This is a genomic window from Duganella sp. S19_KUP01_CR8 (genome assembly GCF_036688705.1).
GTDB lineage: Bacteria > Pseudomonadota > Gammaproteobacteria > Burkholderiales > Burkholderiaceae_D > Rugamonas.
Genome location: NZ_JAQQPR010000018.1, coordinates 60,848 through 85,918 on the forward strand (window position 1 = coordinate 60,848; position 25,071 = coordinate 85,918).

Annotated in this window: 26 protein-coding genes; 10 read left to right on the forward strand and 16 right to left on the reverse strand. The window is 64.8% G+C overall.

Annotated features, from left to right (window positions below; translation table 11 throughout):
* Positions 1 to 5: 5 nt before the first annotated feature.
* The 5 genes from V6M89_RS18705 to V6M89_RS18725 all read right to left on the reverse strand — a co-directional run bounded on the left by V6M89_RS18705 (position 6) and on the right by V6M89_RS18725 (position 5,295).
* Complete coding sequence (locus tag V6M89_RS18705; protein WP_332854577.1) at positions 6 to 1,010, reverse strand: 2-hydroxyacid dehydrogenase; 1,005 nt, start codon at positions 1,008 to 1,010, stop codon at positions 6 to 8.
* The gene (locus tag V6M89_RS18710; protein WP_332854578.1) at positions 1,007 to 1,546 is read right to left on the reverse strand and encodes a DinB family protein; all 540 of its coding nucleotides are present in this window, start codon (positions 1,544 to 1,546) and stop codon (positions 1,007 to 1,009) included. Before V6M89_RS18710 ends, V6M89_RS18705 begins: the two co-directional genes overlap by 4 nt.
* The gene (locus V6M89_RS18715) at positions 1,543 to 3,087 is read right to left on the reverse strand and encodes a hypothetical protein (RefSeq protein ID WP_332854579.1); all 1,545 of its coding nucleotides are present in this window, start codon (positions 3,085 to 3,087) and stop codon (positions 1,543 to 1,545) included. Before V6M89_RS18715 ends, V6M89_RS18710 begins: the two co-directional genes overlap by 4 nt.
* 108 nt (positions 3,088 to 3,195) lie before the next feature.
* On the reverse strand, positions 3,196 to 4,470 hold the full coding sequence (locus V6M89_RS18720) for an NAD(P)/FAD-dependent oxidoreductase (RefSeq protein WP_332854580.1): 1,275 nt from the start codon (positions 4,468 to 4,470) through the stop codon (positions 3,196 to 3,198).
* A gap of 123 nt (positions 4,471 to 4,593) precedes the next feature.
* Positions 4,594 to 5,295, reverse strand: a complete 702-nt coding sequence (locus V6M89_RS18725; RefSeq protein WP_332854581.1) for an HAD family hydrolase — start codon at positions 5,293 to 5,295, stop codon at positions 4,594 to 4,596.
* A gap of 99 nt (positions 5,296 to 5,394) precedes the next feature.
* On the opposite strand from V6M89_RS18725, the gene V6M89_RS18730 reads away from it, so the two are divergent.
* The 4 genes from V6M89_RS18730 to V6M89_RS18745 all read left to right on the forward strand — a co-directional run bounded on the left by V6M89_RS18730 (position 5,395) and on the right by V6M89_RS18745 (position 8,043).
* Positions 5,395 to 6,348 (forward strand): LysR family transcriptional regulator, encoded by a 954-nt coding sequence (locus V6M89_RS18730; RefSeq protein WP_332854582.1) that lies wholly within the window; start codon positions 5,395 to 5,397, stop codon positions 6,346 to 6,348.
* 114 nt (positions 6,349 to 6,462) lie between these two features.
* Positions 6,463 to 7,062 (forward strand): LysE family translocator, encoded by a 600-nt coding sequence (locus tag V6M89_RS18735; RefSeq protein ID WP_332854583.1) that lies wholly within the window; start codon positions 6,463 to 6,465, stop codon positions 7,060 to 7,062.
* A gap of 27 nt (positions 7,063 to 7,089) precedes the next feature.
* Positions 7,090 to 7,479 (forward strand): hypothetical protein, encoded by a 390-nt coding sequence (locus V6M89_RS18740; RefSeq protein WP_332854584.1) that lies wholly within the window; start codon positions 7,090 to 7,092, stop codon positions 7,477 to 7,479.
* 105 nt (positions 7,480 to 7,584) lie between these two features.
* Complete coding sequence (locus V6M89_RS18745) at positions 7,585 to 8,043, forward strand: acyl-CoA thioesterase (protein ID WP_332854585.1); 459 nt, start codon at positions 7,585 to 7,587, stop codon at positions 8,041 to 8,043.
* A gap of 19 nt (positions 8,044 to 8,062) precedes the next feature.
* On the opposite strand, the gene V6M89_RS18750 is transcribed toward V6M89_RS18745, so the two are convergent.
* The 3 genes from V6M89_RS18750 to gluQRS form a co-directional block, all read right to left on the reverse strand.
* Positions 8,063 to 8,506: a MarR family winged helix-turn-helix transcriptional regulator gene (locus tag V6M89_RS18750; RefSeq protein ID WP_332854586.1), complete on the reverse strand. Its 444-nt coding sequence runs from the start codon at positions 8,504 to 8,506 to the stop codon at positions 8,063 to 8,065.
* Between the two features lie 63 nt (positions 8,507 to 8,569).
* On the reverse strand, positions 8,570 to 10,066 hold the full coding sequence (locus V6M89_RS18755; protein WP_332854587.1) for a CYTH and CHAD domain-containing protein: 1,497 nt from the start codon (positions 10,064 to 10,066) through the stop codon (positions 8,570 to 8,572).
* A gap of 68 nt (positions 10,067 to 10,134) precedes the next feature.
* Positions 10,135 to 11,055, reverse strand: coding sequence for a tRNA glutamyl-Q(34) synthetase GluQRS (gene gluQRS / locus V6M89_RS18760; RefSeq protein ID WP_332854588.1), 921 nt, complete (start codon positions 11,053 to 11,055; stop codon positions 10,135 to 10,137).
* An 86-nt stretch (positions 11,056 to 11,141) separates the two neighbouring features.
* On the opposite strand from gluQRS, the gene V6M89_RS18765 reads away from it, so the two are divergent.
* On the forward strand, positions 11,142 to 12,770 hold the full coding sequence (locus V6M89_RS18765; protein ID WP_332854589.1) for a M28 family peptidase: 1,629 nt from the start codon (positions 11,142 to 11,144) through the stop codon (positions 12,768 to 12,770).
* 92 nt (positions 12,771 to 12,862) lie between these two features.
* Here the strand turns inward: V6M89_RS18765 and V6M89_RS18770 are convergent, their stop codons facing one another.
* From V6M89_RS18770 to V6M89_RS18795, 6 genes are read right to left on the reverse strand one after another with little or no spacing between them, the layout of a single operon-like run.
* A complete protein-coding gene (locus V6M89_RS18770; protein WP_332854590.1) occupies positions 12,863 to 13,576 on the reverse strand; it encodes a hypothetical protein in 714 nt (237 codons plus the stop codon).
* Between the two features lie 34 nt (positions 13,577 to 13,610).
* Entirely contained in the window at positions 13,611 to 14,612 is a 1,002-nt protein-coding gene (locus tag V6M89_RS18775; RefSeq protein ID WP_332854591.1) for an AraC family transcriptional regulator, read from the reverse strand.
* A complete protein-coding gene (locus V6M89_RS18780; protein WP_332854592.1) occupies positions 14,609 to 15,160 on the reverse strand; it encodes a DUF2059 domain-containing protein in 552 nt (183 codons plus the stop codon). Before V6M89_RS18780 ends, V6M89_RS18775 begins: the two co-directional genes overlap by 4 nt.
* Before the next feature lie 18 nt (positions 15,161 to 15,178).
* A complete protein-coding gene (locus V6M89_RS18785; RefSeq protein ID WP_332854593.1) occupies positions 15,179 to 16,810 on the reverse strand; it encodes an OmpP1/FadL family transporter in 1,632 nt (543 codons plus the stop codon).
* 14 nt (positions 16,811 to 16,824) lie between these two features.
* Positions 16,825 to 17,844, reverse strand: a complete 1,020-nt coding sequence (locus V6M89_RS18790; RefSeq protein ID WP_332854594.1) for a transporter — start codon at positions 17,842 to 17,844, stop codon at positions 16,825 to 16,827.
* Positions 17,845 to 17,881: 37 nt separating this feature from the next.
* The gene (locus V6M89_RS18795; RefSeq protein WP_332854595.1) at positions 17,882 to 18,649 is read right to left on the reverse strand and encodes a C39 family peptidase; all 768 of its coding nucleotides are present in this window, start codon (positions 18,647 to 18,649) and stop codon (positions 17,882 to 17,884) included.
* A 582-nt stretch (positions 18,650 to 19,231) separates the two neighbouring features.
* Between V6M89_RS18795 and V6M89_RS18800 the strand changes: the two genes are divergently transcribed.
* From V6M89_RS18800 to V6M89_RS18820, 5 genes are all read left to right on the forward strand, one after another.
* On the forward strand, positions 19,232 to 19,741 hold the full coding sequence (locus V6M89_RS18800) for a DUF6160 family protein (RefSeq protein ID WP_332854596.1): 510 nt from the start codon (positions 19,232 to 19,234) through the stop codon (positions 19,739 to 19,741).
* Positions 19,742 to 19,895: 154 nt separating this feature from the next.
* On the forward strand, positions 19,896 to 20,405 hold the full coding sequence (locus V6M89_RS18805; RefSeq protein WP_332854597.1) for a DUF6160 family protein: 510 nt from the start codon (positions 19,896 to 19,898) through the stop codon (positions 20,403 to 20,405).
* 46 nt (positions 20,406 to 20,451) lie between these two features.
* Positions 20,452 to 21,246, forward strand: coding sequence for a hypothetical protein (locus tag V6M89_RS18810; RefSeq protein WP_332854598.1), 795 nt, complete (start codon positions 20,452 to 20,454; stop codon positions 21,244 to 21,246).
* Positions 21,246 to 22,100, forward strand: a complete 855-nt coding sequence (locus tag V6M89_RS18815) for a hypothetical protein (protein ID WP_332854599.1) — start codon at positions 21,246 to 21,248, stop codon at positions 22,098 to 22,100. The genes V6M89_RS18810 and V6M89_RS18815 overlap by 1 nt, the downstream gene beginning before the upstream one ends.
* On the forward strand, positions 22,100 to 22,564 hold the full coding sequence (locus tag V6M89_RS18820) for a DUF6160 family protein (RefSeq protein ID WP_332854600.1): 465 nt from the start codon (positions 22,100 to 22,102) through the stop codon (positions 22,562 to 22,564). Before V6M89_RS18815 ends, V6M89_RS18820 begins: the two co-directional genes overlap by 1 nt.
* A gap of 39 nt (positions 22,565 to 22,603) precedes the next feature.
* Here V6M89_RS18820 and V6M89_RS18825 read toward each other — a convergent pair whose 3' ends face one another.
* Together V6M89_RS18825 and V6M89_RS18830 are read right to left on the reverse strand one after the other, a co-directional pair.
* On the reverse strand, positions 22,604 to 23,743 hold the full coding sequence (locus V6M89_RS18825; RefSeq protein WP_332854669.1) for an MFS transporter: 1,140 nt from the start codon (positions 23,741 to 23,743) through the stop codon (positions 22,604 to 22,606).
* Between the two features lie 112 nt (positions 23,744 to 23,855).
* Complete coding sequence (locus tag V6M89_RS18830) at positions 23,856 to 24,863, reverse strand: LLM class flavin-dependent oxidoreductase (protein ID WP_332854601.1); 1,008 nt, start codon at positions 24,861 to 24,863, stop codon at positions 23,856 to 23,858.
* Positions 24,864 to 25,071 lie beyond the last annotated feature (208 nt).

The following is a 25,071-nucleotide window of genomic DNA, read 5'->3' on the forward strand; positions in this document are numbered from 1 at the left end:
GACCGTTATGAGCTGACCGGCAGCAGGTTGGCGCATGGCGCGCCGTTCATGTGGCAGGCCAGGTTGGCGAAGGTGACGGCGGCGATCTCGCGCATCGCTTCGATCGTGAAGAAGCCCTGGTGGCCGGTGACCAGCACGTTGGGGAAGGTCATCAGGCGCTGGAACACGTCGTCGGCGATGATGTCGCTGGAGTGGTCGTGGAAGAACAGGCTGGCCTCCTGCTCGTAGACGTCGATCGCCAGCGCGCCCAGTTGGCGCGACTTGAGCGCTTCGATCACTGCGGCGGTGTCGATCAGCGCGCCGCGCGAGGTGTTGACCAGCATCGCGCCCGGCTTCATGCGCGCCAGGCTGGCGGAGTTGATCATGTGGCGCGTGGCCTCCATCAGCGGGCAATGCAGGGAGACGATGTCCGATGCGGCCAGCAGCTGGTCCAGGCTCACGCGGGTGACGACGCCGTCCAGCTGCGGCGCCGGCGCCGGATCGCTGACCAGCACCGTGCAACCCAGTCCCTTGAAGATGCGCGCCGCCGCCGTGCCGATTTGGCCGGCGCCGACGATGCCGACGGTCTTGCCGTGCAGCGTCATGCCCAGCAAACCGTCCAGCGCGAAGTTGCCTTCGCGGACGCGCGCGTAGGCGCGGTGGGTGTGGCGGTTGAGCGTCATCACCAATGCCAGCGCATGTTCGGCCACCGCTTCCGGCGCGTAGGCCGGTACCCGCGCCATGAACAGGCCGAGGCGCGCGCCGGCGTTCAGGTCGACGTTGTTGAAACCGGCGCAGCGCAGCAGCACGGCGCGCACGCCCAGCGCGTGCAAGGCTTGCAGCACGGCGGCGTCCAGCAGGTCGTTGACGAACACGCAGACGGCGGCGCAGCCTTGCGCCAGCGGCACGGTGTCCAGCGTCAGCGGGTCGGAAAAGTAGACCGCGTCGACGGCGCCTGCCGCTTGCTGTTGGCGTACTTCGTCGAGGAAGCGGCGGTCATAGGGCTGGGCGCTGTAGACGGCGATCTTCATGGCGCTTCGATGTCGGGAACGATGACCAGCAAATCGGTGACGCCGATGTCGATGCCGGCCTGCGACAGCAAGGTGCTGGCCTGGCCGCGATGGTGGGTCTGGTGATTGAAGAAGTGCTGCACCAGACTGCCGAAGTGCTTGCGATACAGGTCTCCCCTGGTGCTGCGGTATTCGAAGGCCTGGGCCAGGTCGGCCGCGCTGACCTGCGCCGCCCATTGCGTGATGATGGCGTCCAGCTGCTGGCGGTAGGCCAGCAGCGGCGGCAGGTCTTCGCCGAAATTGTGCGTCAGGCCGGACGGGGCGGGCAAGTCCCGCATGCACTCCAGCGCGCTGAATTTGGCCGGGTGGGTGGCGAAGCGGCGCAGCCAGATGGTGTCGCCGGCCAGCAGGTGGTTCATGGTGCCGAGCAGGGAGCCGAAGAAGGCCTTGCGGTCGGCGGCCAGTTCGCCGTGCGGCAGTCGCGCCGCCGCGGCGTACAGCTTCTGGTTCATCGAGGCGTTGTAGGCCGCCATCAGTACGGTGGATTCTGGTGTCATTTTGGGAGCGCGCCTGGTTCGGGTTGCAGGAAGATCATCTGGTTGGCCGCATCCAGCGTGGTGCGGCGTTCATCTTCGTCCAGTTTCTTTTTCGGCGCCAGCATGTCGAGCAGGTCGCGTGTGTGGGCTGCGCTGGATGGAACGGTGAGGTCTTCGATCTGCTTGTCCAACAGGTACTTGATGGTGCGCGTCGATCGGCTGGCGGTCTGCTCCAGCGTGGCCTTGGACAGCGCGCCGTCCTCGTGCGCCAGCGCGGCGTTGCTGCTGGCGTTATCGTCGACCAGCACGTAGTTGTAGTTCTGCGACGCGCGGTCGAGCGTCAGGGCCAGTATGCCGTCCACCTTGCTGGGCGCGTGGTAGCTGGCCTTGAGCTGCGATTGCTGCTGCTGCGCGACCGAGCGGTCCAACTGGTTGCGGCCTTGCACGCTGGTGCTTTGCGAGGCCTGGTAATCGAAGCTGTCATGCTCGCCGGGACGCAGCGGATTGGGCGATGTCTCGGTTTGCGTGATGGAGGCGCTGAAGTCGGCCAGGCCGGTGAGGATGGCGTGGTCCTGGTCCTCCAGCTTGACCCGTTGCTGCGGCGCGGCGGGCTGCGGGCCGTAGTTGCTGTGCATCTCGCTGAAGGCATCCTTGAACACGCCCGCCAGCTCGGCGTCGCCTTGGCCGCGCCAGGTAGCCTGGTCGAACTGGTGCAGGTAGTTGACCAGCGCCTTGGCCTGCTGTTCCTTGCTGCCCCAGGCCGCAGGCTGGCTCAGGTCCACGCTGATCTTCGCTTCGCCGATTGGCCCGCTGAAACGCACCGAGCGTTGTTTGGCGTCGGCGTGGAATTCCAGCCGCTGCGTATCGGTTTCATTCAGTTTGATTTGCGAGCGCAGGTCCACCGACGACAACACGGAGGCGTCGAATCCGGTCAGGCCGGACAGGTCGATTTTCGGCGGCACGGCGGCCAGGCCGTCGATCGCTTGTTGAAAGGCGGCCGAGAGTCCGGCCAGCGCCGCGCGTTCGTCGTCGCTGAGTTTGCCGCTGCTTTGCACCTGCACCGCGACGCCGTTGTCCGAACTGTCCAGCGCCAGGGTGACTTTGACGCCGCTTTTGGTGGTGATGGTCAGGCCGGCCTGGTCGTCGCCAACGCGATGCAGCGGCGGCAGCTGCGCGTACAGCAATGCGTCGTAGGTGTCGGTGCTTGCGTCCTGGGATGATTGCTGCACCGATTGCGAGAAGTCCGAGCTGTCGGTCTTGAAGCGCTCCAGCAGCGCGGCGCCGAGGTTCTTGAAGCGGCTGGCGGCCGGCAGGTAGCTGTAGTTGCGCGCGACCAGTGCGGAGACGGCGTCCTTGTTGTTGCGCTCCCAGACCAGCGGAGCGCGCGGTGCGCCATCCACCGACTGTGCGCCGGCAACGCTGAGCGTTACCACCGAAGCGGGTGTGGCGAGCGGCGCGATGCCGGGGGCTGCAGCGGCGGCGGACGAAATGCCGGACGTCTCCGCCGTTGCGGGCGGAGACGTGACCGGATTGTTTTTGCTTAACGGGGTTAAGGTTGTCATAACCTTATTATACGGCCACTCGTCGTTCCCGCGCAGGCGGGAACCCATGCTGAACCTGAGGTGATGCGGCGTATGGATTCCCGCCTACGCGGGAATGACGAATCGGCGTCAGTGCAGCTTCACCGGCGGCAGTATTTTTGCGCGCAGCCAATCGACCAGCGCCTGGGTGACGACGCGCGCCGTACCGTGCAAACTGAGCAGGTGCTTCTGGTACAGCAGCTGATACAACAGGCTCGCCGTCGCGCCGCCCACGCGGATGCTCTTGCCGGTGATGGCGCCGGTCAGCACGCCCACCGCGGTCTGCGGCCCCAGCGAAACCAGCGAGCCGTAGTCGTGATAACGGAAGTCCGGACGCGGCGTGCCGCTGCGGCGGGCCAGCAGGTCGGCCAGGAACATCGCCTGCTGGTGCGCCACCTGCGCGCGCGGCGGCGCCGCACCCTTGATCGGGCAGGTGTAGCTGGCGCAATCGCCCAGCGCGTAGATCTGGCTGTCGTTGGCCGAGCACAGGCTGGAGTCCACCACGATCTGGCGCAGATGGTTGACGGTCAGGCCGAACGTCGCGCACAGCTGCGGCGCTTCGACCCCCGCCGCCCACAAGGTCAGGTCGGCGCAGTGGGTGTTGCCGGCGCCATCGATCACGGCGTCCTTCTGTACTTCGGCGACGACGGTGCTGGTCAGGACGTCGATGCCGAGTGCGCGCAGCTCACGCGCCGCACGGTTGGCCTGCTGCGGATGCAACTGTGGCAGCAGGTGCTGGCCGCGTTCGAGAATGCTGATGCGGATATCGGTTTCCGGGTTCAGCGTGTGCACGCGGTAGGCCGCCAAGGCGCGGGCGCTGTTGCTCAACTCCGCCGCCAGTTCGACGCCGGTGGCGCCGCCGCCGACAATGACCACGTCGACGCCGGTCTTCTGTTCACCGGCCTTGATGCAGGCTTCGATGAAGCGGCGGCGGAAGGCTTCGGCTTCGTCCACGCTGTCGAGCGTGAGCGCATGTTTGGAGGCGCCGGGCACCTTGTAGAAGTTCGTGACGGCGCCCAGTGCCAGCACCAGTTTGTCGTAGGCGACGGTGCGGCAGACGCCATCGGTGCCGCTGCCTTTGCGTGGCGCCAGTGTGATGGTTTGGTGGGCGCGGTCCACGCACAGCACTTCGCCTTGCACGAATTCGAAATCATGCTCGACGGCCTGGGCGGGGAAGGACAGTTCCTCCACGCGGGGATCGCATTTTCCGGAAGCGACCGTGTGCAGCAAGGGCTTCCAGAAGTGGCCTGGGTTGCGGTCCACCAGCAGCACGCGGGCGCGCTTGCTGGCGCCGAGGGTGTCGCCCAAACGGGTTGCGAGCTCGAGTCCGCCCGCACCGCCTCCTACGATGACGATGGTTTCCATGTTGCGTCTCCAGATAAGTAAAAAAATCTGTACCACGTCATTCCCGCGGACGCGGGAATCCATGCTGAGCTTGCTCAGACGTGTTCTATGGATTCCCGCCTGCGCGGGAATGACGGCCTTGGGTTACGCCGCCAGGTCGTGCTTCGCGCGCTGGTCCGGCGTGTAGGGGCTTGAACGCAGCTCACGCAGCGCGTCGAATGTGATGAACTGGCGTGGACGCACCACTTCGTTGCCGTACGGGGCGACGGAGACGGTCCACAGGCCGGCTTCCTCGGCGGCGCGCAAGCCCGGCACCGCGGTGTCGATGGCGATGGCGTCCTGCGGCGCCACGCCCATGGCGTTCAGCGCGCGGGCATAGGGGCCGGTGCCGGAAGGGCCGTCGAAATTGGCGCCGCCGGTGACCACCGTGAACAGGCTGTTGACATCGGCGCCGAAGCAGCCGCTCAGCAGCGCCGAGGTGGCGGGCGCCGGCAGGTCGGTCAACACGCAGATCTTGCAGCCGGCGTTGAGCGCATCGTCGATCAGGGCCAGCGCGGCCGGCAGCGCCTTGGGCGGCTGGGCGCTGATGGCCTGATGGAACTGGCGGTGCTTGTCGGCGAACAGTTCGGCCACGCGGGCCTTGTCGCGCGAGAGCAGCTCGCAGGCGATGGCGGAACCGATGGCGCGGGCATATCCGTGGGTGGCGGCGGCTGCGCGCAGCGCCGGCAAGGTCCAGCGTACCGACAGGCCGGCGTTGGCAAACGCCGCGTTGCATGCCGCAAGGTGCAGTGCTTCGGTGTCGAACAGTACGCCGTCCAGGCCCAGGAAGATTACGTCGATGCTCATGTCGGTCTCGCTTTAAACGATGTCAGATGATTATGAATATACGGGTACAATGAACAAAAGAAAAATTAAACATTTTGGATAATTGATAAGGAATGACTTATGTATCACGCCAGCTTTCGCCAGCTACAGTCGCTGGTATTGGTCGCACGCCACGAGAGCGTGTCGCGCGCGGCGGACGCGCTGCATGTGACGCAGCCTGCGGTTTCGTTGCAAATCCGCACACTGGAGGAGATTGCGGGCATTCCGCTGACGCGCAAGGTCGGGCGCAACATCCAGCTGACGGCGGCCGGCGAGGTGATGGTGGAGTTTTCCGAACGCATCCTGCGGCTGTGGGAGCAGGCCGGCGACGAGCTGGCGGCGCTGCAGGGCGTCACCAGCGGCACCTTGCGGATCGGCGCGGTGACCACGGCGGAGCACTTGTTGCCGCCGCTGCTGGTGCCGTTCACGATCGAGCGGCCCGACGTGCGGCTCAAGCTGCAAGTGGGGAACCGGGCGGAGATCGTGCAGATGCTGGCGCGCCACGAGATCGAGTTGGCCATCATGGGCACGCCGCCGCGCGAGCTGCGCACCAACGCCGCCAAGTTTGCGCGGCATCCGATGGCGTTTATCGCCAGTCCCACGCATCCGCTGATGAAGAAGAAAAAGATCACGCTGAACGACGTGATGGCGGCCAACCTGATGGTGCGCGAGCGCGGTTCGGGTACGCGCACGGCGGTGGAGCGGCTGCTGCGCGATGCCGGGCATCCGCTGGAATTCGGCTCCGAAGTGTCGAGCAACGAGGCTATCAAGCGCATGGTGTCGGCCGGGCTGGGACTGGGCTTCCTGTCGGTGCACGCCTGCGGCCTGGAGTTCGAAGCCGGCTTGCTGGCGATCCTGCCGATGCAGGAGAATCCGGTGGAAGCGGACTGGCACATCATGCACCTGACCGGCCAGCCCATCCCCAAGGTGGCGGCCGCGTTCCAGGATTTCGTCATCGAGAACGGCCAGGACCTGGTGCGGCGCGAGCTGGAAAGTTTCTACAAGCTGCTGGGGCGGCAGCGCAAGCGGGGCTGAGTCGTATCGGCCAAGCGACCAATACACCTTCGTGTACTGTTTGCATGAGTGTACTGGTACAGTTAAGCACACTTTCCCTACAATGGGGGTTCTTGCCTGCTACCGGATACGCCCATGACGCCCGATCTGTTGTTCCCTCTTTGTGCCTTTGCCGCCATCTCGACCATCACGCCCGGCCCGAACAACGCCATGATGCTGGCCTCGGGTTTGAACTATGGCTTCACGCGCTCGCTGCCGCATCTGTTCGGCATCTGCTGCGGCTTCACGTTCATGATCTTCGCCACCGGCCTGGGCTTGCACGCGGTGTTCGAACAGGTGCCGATGTTGCAGCTGATTCTGAAGTACGCCGGTGCGTTGTACTTGCTGTGGCTGGCCTGGAAACTGGCGCACGCGGCGCCGATGAGCGCGGAGCAGGCCGGGCTGTCCAAGCCGATGAGCTTTGCCGGCGCGGCGGCTTTCCAGTGGATTAATCCCAAGGCCTGGGTGATGGCGATAGGCGCGTTGACCACTTACTTGCCGCCTGGCTTCAAGGTGCTGGATGTGGCGCTGCTGTCGGGTGTGTTTGGCGTGATCGGAATATTCTGCGTCGGCTCGTGGGCGGTGTTCGGCGTGGCGATGCGGCGCGTGCTGCAGGATGCGCGCTCGGTGCGCATCTTCAATGTGGTGATGGCGTTGCTGCTGGTCGCCAGCTTGTATCCGATCCTGATAACATGACCTTTTAACGTCTCCCGAGGATTTTCGATGTTGCGTCTGATTGCTACCACCTTGTTGTTGAGCGCTCCGCTGATGGCTGCTGCCGCCACCTTGCCGTCGGATTTGATGCGGCCGGAGCCGGAGCAGGCCGCGCGTGGCATCGCCGTCAACTGGGAGTTCAGGATAGAGGTGGAGTCGGACCAGCTCAAAGACATCGAGCCGTGCCGCAAGGTGCTGGCCGAGCGGGGCTTCTATCCGCTGCTGTCCAAGACGGCCAGCTCCAGCACGCCGGCGCTGCATTTCAAGATCGTTGGCGCCAAGCAGTATCCGCAGGCCGACATCGACGCCGACGCCGCGCTGGAAGCGATACAGCGGGCCAAATGCCCCGCAACGCTGACCTGGACGGTGGAGTCCAAGGTGCGCCAGGCGGTCCGCTAGCGCTCTTGATGTGCACCTGATGTTTTGCTGGTTAATGGTTCAATTTTGAACTACACTGTTCAAAATTGAACCATTAACCGGTGTGACGCCGTCAGGAGCCTATCCATGAATCTCATCTTCCGCCTGTTGTATGTGCTGGTCGCTTCGATGTTCCGTCCCCGGCTGCCGGTCGGCCCGGCCACCAGCGAACTGTCGCTGCTGACCTTTCCCAACGACCTGGACATCAATCTGCATGTGAACAACGGGCGTTACCTGACGCTGTGCGATTTGAACCGGATCGACCTGTTCATCCGCTCCGGCCTGGTGAAGCAGATGCGGCGGCATGGCTGGATGCCGGTCATCACCGAGCATACGATGACTTACCGCAAGCAGATGGGGGTATTCCAGCGTTTCACCGCCACCATGCACCTGACCCATTGGGACGAACGGCATTTCTTCATGACGCATCGTTTCTCGGTCGGCGACAAGCTCATCGCGGAAGGTACGTCCAAGGGGCTGCTGCTCAGTAAGCAGGGCGTGATCGCGCCGGAGACGGTGATTGCCGCGCTGCAGGCAGCGCGCTGACCAGGCGCGGGTTGTTCGTCTACAGCAGCGTCTCCAGCTGCGCGGAAACGCGGTCCATCACGCGCTGGATATCGGCCAGTTCGCGCTCCGAGGCCCCGGCCACCATGACGTTCACCACGTCGGACTGGATCTTCATGGCCTGGGCCGCCAGTTTCATGCCGTCATCGGTCAAGGCCAGGCGCTTGGAACGGGCATCGCTGGCGTCGGCGGTGCGGGTGACCAGGCCGCGCTCCTCCATTTGCGACAGCAACATGCTCACACCGCTTTTGGTGATGAAGCAGCGCGCCGCCAGCTCGCGCTGGCTCAGTCCCGGGGTGGTGGCCAGTGTGGCCAGCACTTCCAGGTCGCCGACCCGCAGTTGAATATCGGCCAGCCGGTGGCTGACCACGGTCTCGCACAGATTGTAGGCGCGGACGGCCGACAGCCAGGCTTGCGTGCCGTGCGGTGATGAACGGGATTTCATGGGTGATAGAAGAGGCAGATGCCGATTGTTCGGGGTTGTGCCAATTTACCACAAGCCCTGCCGCTACGGCAGCCGCAGCGCGTGCAGGTCGGCGCAGATCGTCGCCAGGTCGGCCGGCTGCGTGGCTTGCAGCGCCTGCAGGTAGCCGCGCGCGAACTGGATGGTTGCGCTGGCCGCGTCGTGCTGCTGGCCCAGTTCCCGCAACAGCCGGTCGGCCACCACCAGGTCGTTGTGGCGCCCCAATTCCTCTTGTGTGGCGGACAGGGTTTTCAGATAAGTGCGCAGCGCTTTGCCGCTGTGCAGGGAATGAAAGAACTCCAGCGCGTAGCGGGCCCGCTTGGCGGCGATGCGGGTACGGTGGATGCTCTCAGGAGCGTCATCGTCCATGCGTTGCGAACGTTTCAGCAGCTTCTTGTGCAGGCGCTTCATGGTACGGTTGGCGAAGGCTATCGCCGCTTCGTCCATGCCCTCGGCAGGCAATTGCATCCATAACCCCATCGTCAGCAGCAGGCGCGTGTAGCGCTGCGAGAGCAGGGCTTGCACCGCTTCGCGCCGCTTGGCGTGGGCGGTCTTGAGCGCCAGCGCTTGCAGGTCCAGCACGCTGTTGCGGCCGCCGGGGTTGGCCTGGATATGCGTCAGCGTGGACGCCAGCAATACATCCCAATCGCGCGCCGCGCCCAGTTCCTTGCCCAGCCAGCTGACGTCTTCCTGCAACGCGGGTGGGCAGGGCGCCGCTGCGTCGAACAGCTTCAGCGCCGAGCGCAGGCGGCGCACGCCCACGCGCATCTGGTGCAGCGTTTCCGCGTCGTCGCCTTCGATGACTGCGTTCTCGTTGCGCTGGATGTGTTGCAGGCAGTTGTTGAGGATGGCCAGCCGCGCGTCGGCGGCGGTGGCGTCCGGCTCCAGCGATATACTTTGCGCGCGGTGCGGCACGGTGCCGGTCTGGCGGCACAGCATGTAGCCGCGCTCGGCCTTGTTGGTGTTGCTGAGGCGCATGGGGATCTGCTCCTGCAGCTGCAAGGCGAAGGCGAACAGGCTGGCCGGGTCGCCGTCTTTCAGTTCCAGTTCGATTTCGTTGACCGGCACCTGATGGCCGTGGCGTTCGATGTGGCCGTGGTCGAGCACCAGTTCGATGTGGTTGCCGTCGACGTCCAGGTCCCAGCTGTGGCGCTGCACGGTCACCACGAACAGCGGTTCCAGCCGGGCTTTCAGGTCGTCGCCGTCCAGCACGTCCAGCCATTGCTGCTGGTCGCCGATCAGCTTGCGCAGCTTGCCCAGGCGCGGCCACGGACGGTCGACCGGGCCTTCCCATTCGTTGCGCCGGTGCAGGCCGCTTTGCACGCTGCCGCCGGCTTTCATGGTTTGCATCCAGGTGCCGTCGATCTTGCGCACGCGCAGGCCGGCGCCGTGGCGCAGCAGGTGCAGGTCCGGCGTGTCGAAGTAGCGGGCCGACAGTGGCTGCGAGCGCACCGGCGCGCGCGCGTGGGCGGCGATCAGCGGGTGCTGCAGCAACTGGTCGTTGTCGGCGGGCGAGAGCAGTAGTTTGAGTTCGACTTCCATTGCTTCAGTGTAGAGGAAAAGCCGGCGCGCACAGCGCACGCCAGTGCCGGTGTTGATCGATATCGAGACTAGCGTGGATTCGGCAGATTCCGCAGAACTTGCGCCCACGCGGGCACGGCGGCGCGCCAGAAGGCGTCGATGCTGTCGGCCTGCAGGTCCATGCCGAGGTAGCGGGCGGCCGGCAGCATGGCATCCTGCAACAGCTGTTGCGGGGCGGCGCCGTTGTCGAAGGCCATGGCGCCGGTTTGCTTGGATAGTTTCTCGCCCAGTTCGTTGGTCACTACGGGCACGTGCAGGTAGCTTGGGCGTGGCAGGCCAAGCACTTGTTGCAGGTAGAGCTGGCGTGGCGTGGAGTCGAGCAGGTCGGCGCCGCGCACGATGTCGGTGATGCCCTGGGCGCCGTCGTCGACCACCACGGCCAGCTGGTAGGCCCAGAAACCGTCGGCGCGCTTGATGACGAAGTCGCCGACGTCGTCGGTCAGGTCCTGGCTGACGGGACCGGCCCAGCGGTCTTCGAAGCGCAGCACACAATGCGGTGATTGTGGCGCTTGCGGCACCTTCAGGCGCAGCGCGCGGGCGCTCTTGCCGGGGGCGAGGCCGTGGCGGCAGGTGCCCGGGTAGATCAGCGCCTGCGCCTGGCGGCCGGTCAGGCTCAGTTGCGAATCGGCGATTTCCTTGCGCGAGCAGCCGCAGGGATAGACCAGCTCGCCCAACTGCCGCAAGGCTTGCTGGTACAGGTCGGTGCGGCGGCTTTGCCAGGTGACGTCGCCGTCCCAGTGCATGCCGCAGCGTTGCAGTGAGGCGAGGATGTGCTCATCGGCGCCGGCCACGTTGCGGTCGCCGTCGACGTCTTCGATGCGCACCAGCCACTGGCCGTGGTGCACTTTGGCATCCAGGTAGCTGGCCATGGCGGCCACCAGCGAGCCGATATGCAGGGGGCCGGTGGGCGAGGGGGCGAAGCGGCCTAGGTAGGGAGTGCGGTCTGTCATGCCGCCATTTTAGCGTGGCTATCGCATACAATGTACGCGCGGCAAATTCAATGGACCGCGACCACCTTTTACGTCTCCAGGAAATCATGCAAAAAATGACCCCCTCCTATGTTGCCTCCGCCTTGGCCATCAGCCTGGCGCTGGCATTCCCCGCCCACGCCGACAGCGCCAAAAGCGCCGCCGTGAAGGAAGCTCCGCTGCGCGCCCACCTGGCTTTCCTCGCCAGCGATGTGCTGGAAGGCCGTGGCACCGGCCAGCGCGGCGCCGACCTGACCGTTGCTTATCTGGAAACGCAAGCGCTGGCGCTGGGCTTGAAGCCGGGCAATGGCGACAGCTATCGCCAGTCGGTGCAGATCGCCGGCGTCAAGACGCAGCCGGCCGAGAGCACGCTGAAACTGGAAGCTGGCGGCCAGGCGCTGCCGATCAGCTTTGGCAAGGACTGGGTGTTCGCGCCGGGCGATGCGACCGCGTCGCACAGCTTCAATGCGGACCTGGTGTTCGTCGGTTACGGCATCACCGCGCCGGACGAGCAGTGGAACGATTACAAGGGCGTGGACTTGAAGGGCAAGATTCTGGTCATGATGGTCAACGACCCGCAGCCGACCGCCGAGCAGCCCAACCGTTTCAACGGCAAGGGTCTGACCTATTACGGCCGCTGGACCTACAAGTTTGAAGAAGCGCGCCGCCAGGGCGCCGCTGGCGTGCTGCTGATACACACCACGCCGACCGCGTCGTACGGCTGGAGCGTGATCCAGAACAGCTGGTCGGGCGTGGAGCGCTTCCAGCTGGCGGCAGGCACGCTGGGTACGCAGCTGCAAGGCTGGATGACCGACGACACGGCGCGCGCGCTGTTCAAGGCGGCAGGCCAGGATATCGATGCGCTGCGCACTGCGGCGGAACGCAAGGATTTCAAGCCGGTCCCGCTGGCCGCCAAGCTGAACGGTGAAATGAAGGCGGCCGTGCGCAAGGTCGAGCAGTTCAACGTGGCGGCCGTGGTGCCGGGCACGGATCCCAAGCTGAAGGATGAAGTGGTGATCTACAGCGCGCACTGGGATCACTTGGGCAAGCAAGGCGACACGGGAGACACCATCTTCAACGGCGCGGTAGACAATGCCTCCGGCTCGGCGGCTTTGCTGGCGATGGCGCAGGAGGCGGTGCGCGCACCTGCCAAGCGCAGCCAGATGTTCCTGTGGGTGGCTGCCGAAGAGCAGGGCTTGCTGGGCAGCGCTGCGTATGCCGCGTCGCCGTTGTGGCCGCTGGCGAAGACCGCCGCCAACCTGAACCTGGACAGCCTGAATTTCGTCGGCGCCACGCGCGACATCGGCACCCAAGGCAGCGAGCGCACCGAGCTGGGCAAGCTGGCCGAGACAGCGGCCAAGGCGATGGGCATGCACATCGCCGAAGCGGAACCTGATCTGGCGGGCGGTTACTTCCGCAGCGACCACTTCAACTTCGCCAAGAACGGCGTGCCGGCGTTCTCGATCGAGTCGGGCCGCGAGTACATCAAGGATCCGGCCGGTTCGAAAGCCAAGGCCGCTGCGTACGACAAGCGCTACCATCAGGTGAGCGATGAGTACGATGCGAGCTGGGACTTGTCGGGCATGGTGCAGACGGCGCAATACACGCTGAACCTGGGCCGCCTGATCGCCAACGGCGCCAAGCTGCCGGAATGGAAAGCCGGCGACGCCTTCGCCAAGCCGCGCAACGCCAAGTAACAAACCCGGGGTCAGGTCCCCCATTTATTCATCAGTTCGGCTATTTAGCCGAACTGATGAATAAATGGGGGACCTGACCCCGGATTGGTTTTTCAGTGATGGAAGGCCAGCGTGATCGAGGTGCCGGTCAGGTCGATGCCGCGGATCGAGATGCTGCCGAAGCTGGCGCCTTCGGTGCCTTTGACGCGGATGTTGTTGAAGTTGAGCTCGCCGATCGACGAGGGCAGGTTCAAGGTCAATGAGCCGTCCTTGTTGATGGTGGCGGTGGCCTTGCTCGGATCGTAGACCACGTTCTTCATGCTGGTGTCCGCCTCCAGGAAACCCAGCACTGGATTGAGCAGCTTGGCCATGTCGCCCACCACTTCCAGCCCGTTGTGCTTGGCCTGCTTGACGACTTGCAGCAGCTCGTCGCTGAGGCCTTGGGCCGAGGTGTCGCCCAGTTCCTCTTCGCTCAAGGCCTGCAGGCCCGCGCGCTCCTTGATCTGCAAGCCGCGTTGGTCCTTGCTCAGCACCACCGGCGTGCCCACCGCCAGCGATGGCAGGGCCTGCGCGGCGTAGGTTTCCATCGGCGCCAGCAGCGAGGTGGCGATGGCCGCCGCCATCCGCAGGCGGCGCTGTTTGCGCAGCGCTTCTTCGATGTGCTGGTGCGTGATCAGGTTCAGCTCGGCGAAGATGTCACCCAGCCGCTGGCCGGTCGTGCGTTGCAGCTCGATCGCGTTGGCCAGCTGTTCTTCGGTAATCAGCTTCTGCTTGACCAGCAGCTGACCCAGCATCGATTTGCTTTGATTATTCGATAACCATCCCATAGCCCCGTCTCCTTTTTTTTATTGTGCCGATTCTTTATGCCGATTTGCGCGGCGTGGTGGCGTTCATCGACTCGGGCTCGGGGCCCGGTTGATGCGCCATGTGCACGATGTCCGACGGCGCCATGCCGAACCAGCGCTTGCAGGCCCGGTAGAACGCGCTCGGTTCCGAAAAGCCCAGCTGGAAGCTGAGCATCTTCAGCGACAGTTCGCCGCAGCTGAGCGATTGCCGCGCCAGCTCACGCCGGGTGTCGTCGACCAGGTTGGTGAAGCTGGTGCCTTCCTCGGCCAGCCGGCGCTGCAGGGTGCGCTCGCTCATCATCAGCTGGGCGGCGACGTCGTCGCGGTGCGGCGGGCCTTTCGGCAGCAGGCTGGCCAGCAGGCCCTGCACCTTGGCGCTGAAGGTCGGCGGCTCGGCGCGCGCCAGCGTGGCCAGCACCCGCTCGCCGCTGCCCGGCACCAGCGGCGGATTGGCCGGCAGCGCCATCACCAGGTCGGTGTCGGAAAATTCCATGACGTTGTGCGGCATCGAGAACTTGACCGGGCAGCCGAACGTCTCTTCATACACGTGGGCGTTGGCCGGCGCCGCGAAGGTGTATTCGACCACCACCGGGGCGATGTCGTCGCGGCCGGCGGCGCAGCGCAGCGAACGCAGCAGTACGCACCAGACGAAGTCGTAGCGTTGCTGCGGCACGTCGCGGCGCGCGCCGGGCAGCAGCAGGCCGACCCGGGTGTGGCCGTGGCAGCGCTCGATCGAACTTTGCACCGTCGGCGACACCAGCATGATGTGGCCCATCACGCCCAGCCAGCCGAGCCGGTGGGGCGAGGAGATCTTCAGGCCGATCAGCGGATCGCCGGATTTTTCCACCACCAGTTCCCATAGGTGGCTCAGCTTGTCGGACAGCGTGAGGGCGTCGCAGGCGAGGCCGTCCCCTTCGTCCAGACCGGCTTGCGCGAACAGCGCTTCCGCTTCCACGCCGGAATGGGACAGGCGCGATTTGACGCCGCGCACCAGATGCAGGGCGGAGGAGTAGGTCATGGCGTGACCGCAGCGCGCAGACGCAGGCCGATTTTTTCCTTCAGGCCTTGCAGTTTCGGGTCGATCACGGCGCGGGTGTCGGCGGCCACGCCTTCGCCCAGGGTCTTCTGCATTTCCGGCAGCATCGCTTCGAACTTTTTCTTGACCGGCGATTCGAGGATGGCGATCAGCTGCTTCAGTTCTTCCTCGGTGTAGCGCTCGGCCAGCAGCGGGGCGATGGTGGTCGGGATCAGCTTGTCGGCGCTGCCCTTGGTGATCGGCGTGGCCTCGGCCATGAACTGCTTGGCTTCGCCGACGATGTCGTTCATGGCGGCGTCGCGCTTCTCCGGCACGGCGCGGCCCTGCAGCATGGCGCGCGCCTGTTGCACCGCGTCCGCCACCGGCGCCTGCAGCATCTGCTGGCCGATGTTGTCCGGGTTCCACAGCTTCAGCACCTTGTCGACCAGCGCCTGCTTGGCCGGCGGCACCGGGGCGGCGCAGGCGCCGGCGGAAATCAGGGCCAGCAGCATCAAGCCGCGCTTGCAATGGGTGGTGATGGGTGTCGTCATATTGTGCTCCTCAAAAAATCAGAAACGCTTGTTGATTTCAAAACCAAAATAGCGCACGTGGATGTCGCCCTTGACGTTCTGGCCGGCATAGGGGTTGTAGATGATGTTCAGGAAGTTGCTGCAGTTCAGATTGCAGTCGGTGTTGGCCGGCACTTCGAACTTGCCGGTCATGTAGGAACCGGTGACGCTGACTTCCATGTTCTTGCTGACCTTGTAGCTCAGGCCTGCGCTGATCAGCTTGGTGTTGGGCAGCGGCGCCAGCAAGTCGATCTTGCTGTTCGGGATCGAGGTCTTGCGCGGTTCGAAGCCGAAGCGCAGCGCCAGCTTTTCGATCGGGAACAGCTGCACGCCGTAGGCCAGGTTGACCACGCTCTTGTAGCCGCGCGGGATGACCAGCTTGGTCGAATCCGGAATGCCGTACAGCCGCGCCACTTCCAGCAGCTTGATGCTCTGGTCGAACTGGAAGCGCAGCGCGTCCCATTCGCTCCAGCGGGCGTAGCTGGCGTCGACGTTGAGCTGGGCGTAGCGGATGGGCTTGAGCTTGATCCCCACCTGCAGGTGCGAAGGGAAGGGGATGATGGCGCTCATATTGCCCTTCTGCGTGGCCGGGATCGAGCTCGGGAAGCCCAGCACGGCGCCGGCGATCGGCCCTAGCAGCGAGGCGTTCATGCCGCGCACGAAGTTGCGCAGCATCGGCTCGGTGTCGAACTGGTAGTTGCCGGTGTAGTGGGTCTTGGAGCCGCCCTGGTAGACCGCGCCCAGCGCCAGCCACGGCCGCGGCTCCCACAGCACGCCGAGGTTGATGGTCGGGTCGAACGGGGCGGTCAGCTCCAGCCGCATATTGGCGGCCTTCTTGAACGGGCTGACCATGCCGTCCTTGCCGCCGCCGCACACGCCGAAGCCCAGCACGTCGATGATGTTGCCGCCGTCTTCCGGGCACCAGCCCTTTTGCAGCTGGCCGAACACGCCCAGCAGCTCGTTGGGGAAGCGCATATTGGTGTCGACCACGAAGGCGGCGTGGGCGATCGGAATCGAGACGCCGAAGCGCAGCGTCTCGGAGAACTTGTAGCCGACCGACGGCGACAGGTAGACCAGGCGCTGGATCTGTTCCTGCCGGCCCTGGTACTGGCCGGGGTCGTTGGGATCGGTGGTGCGGTCCAGGCTCATCGCCTGCGACATATAGCTGTCGGTGGCGAAGGTCCACGGCGAGCCGGCCTTGTTCCAGTACATGCCGACGCCGGGCACGGCCACCGCCGGCAGGCGCCAGCCGGGCATGCCGTAGCCGGGCACGTACATCACCTGGCGCACCGGGCCGGTGCGGGTGTTGGAGATCGGATCGTCCTTCCAGCCGCCGATGTCGAAGTTCGGCCCCGGCGTGAAGCTGGCCGCGGTGCGGATCGAAGCGACGAAGTTGTGGATGCTCTCGCCGTCGCCGGTCAGCCGCGCCAGGCCGGCGGGGTTGAAGTGGATCGAGGCGACGCCGGGCGGATCGGCGGTCACGGCATTGCCGAGCGACATGGCGACCACGCTGGTGGTCAGGTTCTCGGTCAGCGCAGCTTGCGCCGACAGCGGGCTCAGCGCCGCGCACAGGGCCGCAGCCGCGGCGGCGGTGGCGCGGCGGCGCGCGTGGACTGGACTGGACGGGCTCATGAAGGTCTACGCCGTCAGAAGTTCAGCGGGATGTTCATGCTCACCGTCATGTTCGGCGAGTCCGGCGTCAGGCCGATGCCGACCGACATGTTGACCGTGGTCTTGGGCGAGATGCGGTAGCCCAGACCCATGTTGAGGATGCTGGAGGTCTGCATATGGGTCTTGGCTTCGAGGCCGTCGGCGAAGCGCAGCTTGGAGCCGGCCGAGATCGCTTCCTGGAAGGAGATCGTGGTGGAAATGCCATACGACAGCGCGTACGCGAAGCCCATGCCGAAGCCGATGGTGCCGCCCGGCGCCACGCGGGTCAGGATGCGGGTGCCGTTGACTTGCCACAGGTGCTTGGCCGGCAGGCTGGCGGTGTAGTTCAGCGAGCCGAACAGCGCGACCGGGTCGACGATCTTGTTCACGCTGAGGCCGGCGGTGAAGGCGCCGACGCCGCTGCCGGTCGCCTCGCCGCTGCCGGCGATGATCTTGAACGGGCTGCGGCCGGTCGGCAGGCGCACGTTGCTGGTCACGGTCAGGTTGGGGGTGTCGCGGCGCGCTTCGAACGGCTGCCAGCGCGCGCCCAGCAGCAGGTCGCCCAGCGAGTTGGAGACGCCGTTGGACAGGTTGTTGTCCGAGTAGCGCGAGATCAGCGGCAGGGTGACGTTGCCGGTGACGTTGTCGAGCAGGCCGTAGTCGGCCGAGAAGGTGTTGGTGACGCTGTGCGAGCTGGTGTTCTCGATGTTGAACAGGGTGGTGCTGCCGTTGGCCAGGTCGGTGACGATGCGTTCCTCGCCGACGTAGGCGTAGGTCAGGTCGTAGGTGACCGACAGCTGGTTGCGGCGGATCATCGAGTACTGCTTGTCGACGGCGGTCAGGGTCTGCTTCAGCAGCGCGCTCTGGTCGCCTTCGCCTTCCTTCTTGGCCAGGGCGTCGCGGGCGGCGTCGGCGCTGGCCGGGGCGGCCGCGGGTGGTGTCTGTTGCGCCACAGCGGGCAGCGCCAGCAGGGTGGCGGCAATGGCTGCGGCGATAGGCAGGGTACGGAAAATCATCTTGGTCATCCTTGAAGAGTAGTGGCGCTGCTGAGGTTTAATTGCGATGCATCCAGGTGCCGGCGGCGCCTGAGTTGACGGCGCGCAGCAACTGCTGGGCCGAGTTGGACAGGCCGTCCTGCCGGCCCTTGCCTGTGACGCGGTCCATGTCGGTCACGCCCAGTTCCTGGTCGGTCAGCGCCAGTTGCGCCACCGGTTGCTGATCCTTGGCCGGGGAGATGATGAACAGGGTGTTCTTGTCCCACCAGCGGGCGAACTCCTCGACCGAGAACACGATGTTGCCGGCCGACGGGTCGGCGATGTAGACCACGCCGTCGCGTATGCCGCGCAGCACCACGAAGTGCTTGGAGCCGGCGTAGTCGATCGGCACGATGGCCGGTTCGTTGAGCGTCATCAAGTCCTTGATCTCGGCCTTGAAGCCGGCCCCGGACATGCCCAGCGAGCCGACGTAGCGCTTCATGTCGAGCAGCGAGAAGCCGCGCCGTTCGATGATTTTTTCCTTCTCGCCCTTGTCCAGCATGCCTTCCATGGCCTGCTGCTCGTTGACCATCACGCCCAGGTGGTAGTTGAGGATGGTGACCAGCGCGGCCGAGCCGCAGCTGAAGTCGAAGGCCTGGCGCACGATGTGTTTGTATTTGAGTTCGGAGAACGGCTCCATGGTCACCGATTGCACGTAGGCGCCGCCGCCCAGCCGGGCTTGCGGCATCACGAACTGGTCCTTGGGAAGGTCTTTCGGTTCATGGCGGGACATGACACCGGCGCCGCCGATGACGGCGGCGATGACGGTCAGCAGGATCATCAGCATGGCGTCAGCCCTCGCGCGCGGCGCGCGCCATGCGCGGGAGCGGGCTCATACGCGCGCGATAAAAATGCTGGCGGCAAGGCCGGCGCAAAGTGCGGGCGTAGGCTGCGCCCAGAGGCGTCGGGCGCCCCGTTGGTGGGTTCATCTTGTCTCCGTATTTGTAATTAGAACGGTCGTGCTTTATTAAGGCGACAACTCGTCTTTCTTTTCTGGTAATTAATTAACGCATGGTTTGCCAAAACCGAGCATCTGTTTTTTTAGAGCTGTGACTCTAGATAATCCGGGCCGGACTTATGCTACTTGGCGTCCGGTTTGCCGCAACTTTTTGACAACAAGCGTGCAACAACGACCACACTCCGCGTCCTCACTCTGCATGGCTCCCAGGGCCAAGTCGTTGGCTTTGCAAGTCAGTGCGACACGCTGGACCGGCGTCGGGAGCGACTCATATGATGGACTCAATTAATAGTCAAATATTAAGATTTTCACGGTACCAGGCAGTGCGCCGCAGCTCCTACCCGGAGCCAAGGATCAGCCTGTCGGACGTGAGACCGGCCAAAAATTTCAAACACAACTCGGAGATAAAAAATGCAAATCGTTAAAACCGCAATCGCAGCAGCCCTGGCAACCCTGGCTTTCTCGGCATCGGCCATGACCCCGATCCAGGACGCAGAACTGAGCACCGTCAGCGGCCAGGACGGCGTGTCGATCGCTGCCAATCTGAACATCAAGATTGACTCCTTCGTCTACACCGACACCGACGCACTCGACGCCAACGGCCTGGGTGGTGGTTCGGTCAGCTTCAACGGCATCAAAGTTAACGGCCTGATCGCCGCTAACATCGACATCCTGTCGAAAAACTCCTTCCTGGCCGCCGCTGGCGCCGCCGGCGTGACCAACCCAGGCACCTTCTACAACCCAGCTACCGGCGGCGACGTGGTACAGATCGCTATCCCAGCGAGCGTGGTTGCTGACGGCCACTACCTGAACGTGTCGGTTGACGCGATCAAAATGGGCAACAACGCAGCATCGTTCGGTTCGGTAGCGATGAACCAGATCGACATGCGCGGCACCACCGTCTGGATCTTCGCGCACTAATCCAGGCTAGTCCGCGCTGGCTCGCAGGGTCTGTAGCTTGGCCTGAAAAGTCAGCGCGGCATGCTGGACGCTTGCAACAGCGTAGCCCTAAGATGGTTACGTAGCATTGAAAAAAACACAAATACCTAGACCAAAACCTCACGGAGACAATCACATGCAATTCATCAAAACCGCAGCAGCAGCAGCCCTGGCAACCCTGGCCTTCTCGGCATCGGCCATGACCCCGATCCAGGACGCAGAACTGAGCACCGTCAGCGGCCAGGACGGCGTGTCGATCGCTGCCAACCTGAACATCAAGATTGCATCGTTCGTCTACACCGATACCGACGCGCTGGACGCGAACGGCCTGGGTGGCGGTTCGGTCAGCTTCAACGGCATCAAAGTTAACGGCCTGATCGCCGCTAACATCGACATCCTGTCGAAAAACTCCTTCCTGGCCGCCGCTGGCGCCGCCGGCGTGACCAACCCAGGCACCTTCTACAACCCAGCTACCGGCGGCGACGTCGTGCAGATCGCTATCCCGGCGAGCGTGGTTGCTGACGGCCACTACCTGAACGTGTCGGTAGACTCGACCAAGATGGGCAACAACGCAGCATCGTTCGGTTCGGTAGCGATGAACCAGATCGACATGCGCGGCACCACCGTCTGGATCTTCGCTCACTAATCAGTTGAGCAACGGCAGCCGCGCCCGCGGCTGCCGTTCCCACATCATGAGCCCCCTCTATCTCCTGCGTTCGCTGTGGTTGTGCGCGGCTTTGGCCTGCTGCACGCTGACGGCTTCGGCGCAAATGCAAGCCCTGAGCGAAGACGAGCTGTCCAATATGCGCGGACAAGGTCTGGTCGCTCTGACCAACACCAGCCTGGGCGGCTTCGATTTCAGCAAGGTCGCGCTGGACGCCGACATCACGCTGAGCGCCAACCTGCGCAATATGCGGCTGGGCGAATACACTTACGCCGCCCGCAACGGCACCGGCGCCGACCTCGATATCGGCCTGCTGCAGTTCGGCCGCAGCGATGGCACCGAGGCGCAGCGCCTGGTCCACATCAGCAATCCCTATTTCGAATTCGTCTACAAGAACGCGGCCGACGGCGCCTCGCGCGAGGCGGTCGGCATGCGCTTCGGCTTTGAAGGCATCAGCGGCGACATCGGCCTGAAGATCAACAGCCTGTCGGGCTCGATGACGGTCAGCGGCCTGGCGGCCGACGGCAGCGCCGTGACGCTCGATTCGCGCACCGATACGCTGGGCGGCAAGCGCTGGGACGGCGGTTGCACCGCGCCTTGTTTGTCGCTGGCGCAGCTGGGCGGCGTGACGGCCGGCGATGCCGCCGGACCGAGCCGCGATTTCTGGATCTCGGTGTTGAAGACCGGCGTGCAATTCCCCAGCGCGGCCGGCGTGCCGGCTAGCGATGCGGCGCAGGCCGGCATCTGGCTGAACTGGCGCGACAAGCTGCAAGCGCTCAACACCACCGGCCTGGTGCCGCCGAATCTGCCGAAGGGCCGCTGATGATGGCCGCGCGCGCTTCCTTGCTGGCGTTGCTAACCATCGTGTGCGCACCGGCGCCGGCGATGGAGGCCCTGACGGATGCGGCGCTGTCGACCGTGCGCGGACGCGACGGCGTCAGCTTCGACCTGAACGGTTTCGCCATGAGCGGCGATGCGCGCGTCACCTACACCACGCCGATCGGCTCCAGCCTGTACGTGGAAAAATTCAGCGCCTCGCGCAGCGATAATCCGCTGCCGTTTTCCGATCCCTACAAGCTCGACATCGTGGCCGGCGCGCCCGGCCTGGCCGATGTGATCAATATCGCCTTCCCCTTGAACATCAATGCCGACCAGCGCTGGCAAGCCGCCTACGACTGGGGCGTGACGGCGGACGGTGTCACGCGCGAGCAGGGCAGCGTGGTGGTCAAGGACCTGGTGTTTTCCGGCGGCGGCTTGCAGTTCTCCACGCCGCAGGTCAATGACGGCGTGGCCTTCGGCGCCGCGTTGCGGATGGATATCGGCCAGCTGTCGTTCCAGCCGCGCGGCCGCACCGACGCCACCGAGGCGATGGTGCTGAGCGGTGTGCATATCGGCGGGGTCGACGGCAACGGCGTGTTCAACAACACGCCATGGATGCTGGCCAATGTGGCGTCGCAGCCGGCGGTGATCAATGCGCTGACCGACGAGACCGGGCCGCGCCTGCACATCGGCATCGACTGGCCGGACTCGCGCTACGGCAGCGGCGTGGCGCCGGCCGGCGGCATCGTGGTCGACAATATTTCCTTCGTCAGCCCGGGGCAGGCGACGGTGGACCTGGGATCGTCGCGCATAGGCTCGATCCAGATCCAGTATCTCGACATAAAGTTCAAGCACTGATGGCGCGCGCCCTGTTCCTGTCGCTGCTGTTCGCTGCCGGCGTGGCGCAGGCCGGGCCGTTGCAGGCGCTCGATGACAAGGAATTGTCGCAGGTCAGTGGTCAGGACGGCATCAGCTTTGCGGCGCACATTTCGCTCAACGATCCGACTTTGGTGGGGGCGGTCAGCGACAGCCGTTTGTCGCTGGGCTTCAATGGCGACGGGCAGAACCGCTACATCGTGTTCAAGAATGTGCGCGGCATGGTGGACATGTTCGCCGTCAGCCTGGGCGTGCAGACGCGCTCCGACGGCGGCGGCGACTACATCGCCATCGGCTTGCCGGGTTACGTACGCTACACCAACTTCGGCTTCGAATCGCTGAGCGTGCAGATGGACCCGAACGCGCCGGTCACCGGCAATTTGGGCAGCCTCAACATCAATGGCACCGTTTCTCTACAAGGCCAGGTCCGGCTCTGGTCGCATTAAACCTGGGGTCAAGTCTGACATTCGGACACGGCCCCGATTTTATTCGGTGGCGAACACGCACAGGGCGGTCAGGGGGAAGGCGAGGCCGGCCCACAGGACGCCGGTCCAGCCGTGCGCTGCAAACATCCAGCCACCCAGCGATGAACCCAACGCGCCTCCCATGAAGAACAAGGCCATGTAGAGGCCGTTCAGGCGGCTGCGGATGTCGGCCGGCAGCGCGAAGATGGCCCGCTGTCCCGTCACCAGGTTGGCCGAGACCCCCATGTCCAGCACGATCGACGTCAGCACCAGCACGCCCAGGTCGACCACGCGGCTGGAGTGGACCAGCAACGGCAGGGCGAAGGCCAGCGCGCCCAGCGTCAGCGCGACGGCGGTGGTGGAACGGCTCTTGCCGTGGTCGGCGCGGCGGCCGGCGATCGGCGAGGCGATTGCGCCCGCCACGCCCACCAGCGCGAAGATGGCGACGCCGGTCTGGCTCAGCTCGAAGCGCGGGCCGGTCAATTCCAGCGATACGCAGGTCCAGAACAGGCTGAAGGCGCCGAACATGCACGCCTGATAGGCGGCGCGGCGGCGCAGGATGGGCGTGCTCTTGAGCAGGTGCCACATCGAACCCAGCAACGCGAAATAATGCAGGCCCGAATCCGGCTGGCGCTGCGGCAGCCGCGCGCGCAGCAGGAAGGCCAGCGCCGTGGTGCCGACCGCGGAGATGACGAAGATGGCGTGCCAGCTCAACGCGTCGGCCACCAGGCTGGCGACGGGGCGGGCCAGCATGATGCCCATCAGCAGGCCGCTCATCACTTTGCCGACGGTCTGGCCGCGCTTTTCCGGCCGCGCCATGTGGGCGGCGAACGGCACCACGATCTGCGCCGCCACCGAACCCAATCCAATGCAGAAGGCCGCCAACAGGAACAAGGGCGCGCTGCGCGTGAACGAGGCGGCCAGCAAGGCGGCCGCCGTCACCAGCAGGGCGATGAAGATCAGGCGGCGGTTTTCCAGCAGGTCGCCCAGCGGCACGATGAACAGCAGGCCGAGGCAGTAGCCGATCTGCGTCAGCGTGACGATCAGGCCGGCCGCGCCGGGGTCGAGTCCGGTGGCGCGGCTGATCGGGCCGATCAGCGTTTGCGCGTAGTACAGGTTGGCGACGATGAGTCCGGTCGCGGTGGCGAACAGCCAGACCATGCCTGGGGAAATGTCTTGCTGGGCGTGGGACTGGCTCACGGGTGCTCCTTCAATTTGCAGGTCGCAATTTTACCGGCGATCACAAAATGCTGCTGAGCACGGGTCGTTTTTCCTACAGGCCGGCTTGCGCGCGCAGCAGCTCCTGCCGCACCTCGGCGGTGATTTCGTAGGAGCGCAGGCGCTGCGCGTGGTCGAAGATCTGCGAGGTGATCATCAGCTCGTCGGCGCCGGTGCGGGCGATGAATTCCTGCAGCTGGCGGCGCACCGTGTCCGGCGCGCCGATGGCCGAGCAGGACAGCACCGAATCGAGCAGCGCCCGTTCCTGCGGCCCCAGCGCTTGCAGATAGCCGGCCTGCGGTGGCGGCAGGCGCGCCGGACGGCCGCTGCGCAGGTTGACGAAGGCTTGCTGCATCGAGGTGGCGCGGTAGTGCGCCTCCTCGTCGCTGTCGGCGGCGAACACATTGAAGCCGAGCATGACGTGCGGCTTGCTCAGCTGCGCCGACGGCTGGAAGTTGCTGCGATAGAGCGAGATCGCCTGCATCATCATCTGCGGCGCGAAATGCGAGGCGAAGGCGAACGGCAGGCCCATGTGCGCGGCCAGCTGTGCGCCGAAGGTGCTGGAACCCAAAATCCACAGCGGCACCTTGGCGCCTTTGCCGGGCACGGCCAGCACGCGCTGGCGCGGCGTGTCCGACATGTAATCTTGTAGTTCGAGCACGTCCTGCGGGAAGGCGTCGGCGTCGCTGTCGAGGTTGCGGCGCAGGGCGCGCGCGGTGGTCTGGTCGGAGCCGGGCGCGCGGCCCAGGCCGAGGTCGATACGGCCGGGGAACAGCGCCTCCAGCGTGCCGAATTGCTCGGCGATCACCAGCGGCGCGTGGTTGGGCAGCATGATGCCGCCGGCGCCGACCCGGATGGTCGAGGTGCCGCCGGCCACATGGGCCATGACCACGGCGGTGGCGGCGCTGGCGATGCCGGGCATGCCGTGGTGCTCGGCCAGCCAGTAGCGCTGGTAGCCCCAGCGTTCGCCGTGCTGCGCCAGGTCCAGCGTGTTGCGGAACGATGCGGAGGGCGTGCTGCCTTCGGCGATCGGGGAAAGGTCGAGGATGGAAAATGGAATCATGGGGGCTATATCCGGCCGTTTGGCCGATAATCAATGAAGCCCATGGGTTGAGTGTGGGTATTCGGCGTATTAAATCAATAATTTCTAATCATTTAAACAGTATTTTTATTAAACGTCTGATATTTAGTGTGTTTATTTCGCTGAAGTTTGGCCGGAAGTTTTAAAAAAATATCTCCCTGCGTATTTTCCTGATTTACCATAGGAAACA

Excerpts from the sequence above, each read along its gene's own strand:
- V6M89_RS18790 (WP_332854594.1), bottom strand. The coding sequence starts at position 17,844 with ATGATTTTCCGTACCCTGCCTATCGCCGCAGCCATTGCCGCCACCCTG.
- V6M89_RS18780 (WP_332854592.1), bottom strand. The coding sequence starts at position 15,160 with ATGACGACACCCATCACCACCCATTGCAAGCGCGGCTTGATGCTGCTG.
- V6M89_RS18805 (WP_332854597.1), top strand. The coding sequence starts at position 19,896 with ATGCAATTCATCAAAACCGCAGCAGCAGCAGCCCTGGCAACCCTGGCC.
- V6M89_RS18800 (WP_332854596.1), top strand. The coding sequence starts at position 19,232 with ATGCAAATCGTTAAAACCGCAATCGCAGCAGCCCTGGCAACCCTGGCT.
- V6M89_RS18810 (WP_332854598.1), top strand. The coding sequence starts at position 20,452 with ATGAGCCCCCTCTATCTCCTGCGTTCGCTGTGGTTGTGCGCGGCTTTG.
- V6M89_RS18735 (WP_332854583.1), top strand. The coding sequence starts at position 6,463 with ATGACGCCCGATCTGTTGTTCCCTCTTTGTGCCTTTGCCGCCATCTCG.
- gluQRS (WP_332854588.1), bottom strand. The coding sequence starts at position 11,055 with ATGACAGACCGCACTCCCTACCTAGGCCGCTTCGCCCCCTCGCCCACC.
- V6M89_RS18705 (WP_332854577.1), bottom strand. The coding sequence starts at position 1,010 with ATGAAGATCGCCGTCTACAGCGCCCAGCCCTATGACCGCCGCTTCCTC.
- V6M89_RS18785 (WP_332854593.1), bottom strand. The coding sequence starts at position 16,810 with ATGAGCCCGTCCAGTCCAGTCCACGCGCGCCGCCGCGCCACCGCCGCC.
- V6M89_RS18720 (WP_332854580.1), bottom strand. The coding sequence starts at position 4,470 with ATGGAAACCATCGTCATCGTAGGAGGCGGTGCGGGCGGACTCGAGCTC.
- V6M89_RS18755 (WP_332854587.1), bottom strand. The coding sequence starts at position 10,066 with ATGGAAGTCGAACTCAAACTACTGCTCTCGCCCGCCGACAACGACCAG.
- V6M89_RS18830 (WP_332854601.1), bottom strand. The coding sequence starts at position 24,863 with ATGATTCCATTTTCCATCCTCGACCTTTCCCCGATCGCCGAAGGCAGC.
- V6M89_RS18795 (WP_332854595.1), bottom strand. The coding sequence starts at position 18,649 with ATGCTGATGATCCTGCTGACCGTCATCGCCGCCGTCATCGGCGGCGCC.
- V6M89_RS18775 (WP_332854591.1), bottom strand. The coding sequence starts at position 14,612 with ATGACCTACTCCTCCGCCCTGCATCTGGTGCGCGGCGTCAAATCGCGC.
- V6M89_RS18740 (WP_332854584.1), top strand. The coding sequence starts at position 7,090 with ATGTTGCGTCTGATTGCTACCACCTTGTTGTTGAGCGCTCCGCTGATG.
- V6M89_RS18815 (WP_332854599.1), top strand. The coding sequence starts at position 21,246 with ATGATGGCCGCGCGCGCTTCCTTGCTGGCGTTGCTAACCATCGTGTGC.
- V6M89_RS18770 (WP_332854590.1), bottom strand. The coding sequence starts at position 13,576 with ATGGGATGGTTATCGAATAATCAAAGCAAATCGATGCTGGGTCAGCTG.
- V6M89_RS18745 (WP_332854585.1), top strand. The coding sequence starts at position 7,585 with ATGAATCTCATCTTCCGCCTGTTGTATGTGCTGGTCGCTTCGATGTTC.
- V6M89_RS18765 (WP_332854589.1), top strand. The coding sequence starts at position 11,142 with ATGCAAAAAATGACCCCCTCCTATGTTGCCTCCGCCTTGGCCATCAGC.
- V6M89_RS18730 (WP_332854582.1), top strand. The coding sequence starts at position 5,395 with ATGTATCACGCCAGCTTTCGCCAGCTACAGTCGCTGGTATTGGTCGCA.
- V6M89_RS18750 (WP_332854586.1), bottom strand. The coding sequence starts at position 8,506 with ATGAAATCCCGTTCATCACCGCACGGCACGCAAGCCTGGCTGTCGGCC.
- V6M89_RS18710 (WP_332854578.1), bottom strand. The coding sequence starts at position 1,546 with ATGACACCAGAATCCACCGTACTGATGGCGGCCTACAACGCCTCGATG.
- V6M89_RS18725 (WP_332854581.1), bottom strand. The coding sequence starts at position 5,295 with ATGAGCATCGACGTAATCTTCCTGGGCCTGGACGGCGTACTGTTCGAC.
- V6M89_RS18825 (WP_332854669.1), bottom strand. The coding sequence starts at position 23,743 with ATGGTCTGGCTGTTCGCCACCGCGACCGGACTCATCGTCGCCAACCTG.
- V6M89_RS18715 (WP_332854579.1), bottom strand. The coding sequence starts at position 3,087 with ATGACAACCTTAACCCCGTTAAGCAAAAACAATCCGGTCACGTCTCCG.
- V6M89_RS18820 (WP_332854600.1), top strand. The coding sequence starts at position 22,100 with ATGGCGCGCGCCCTGTTCCTGTCGCTGCTGTTCGCTGCCGGCGTGGCG.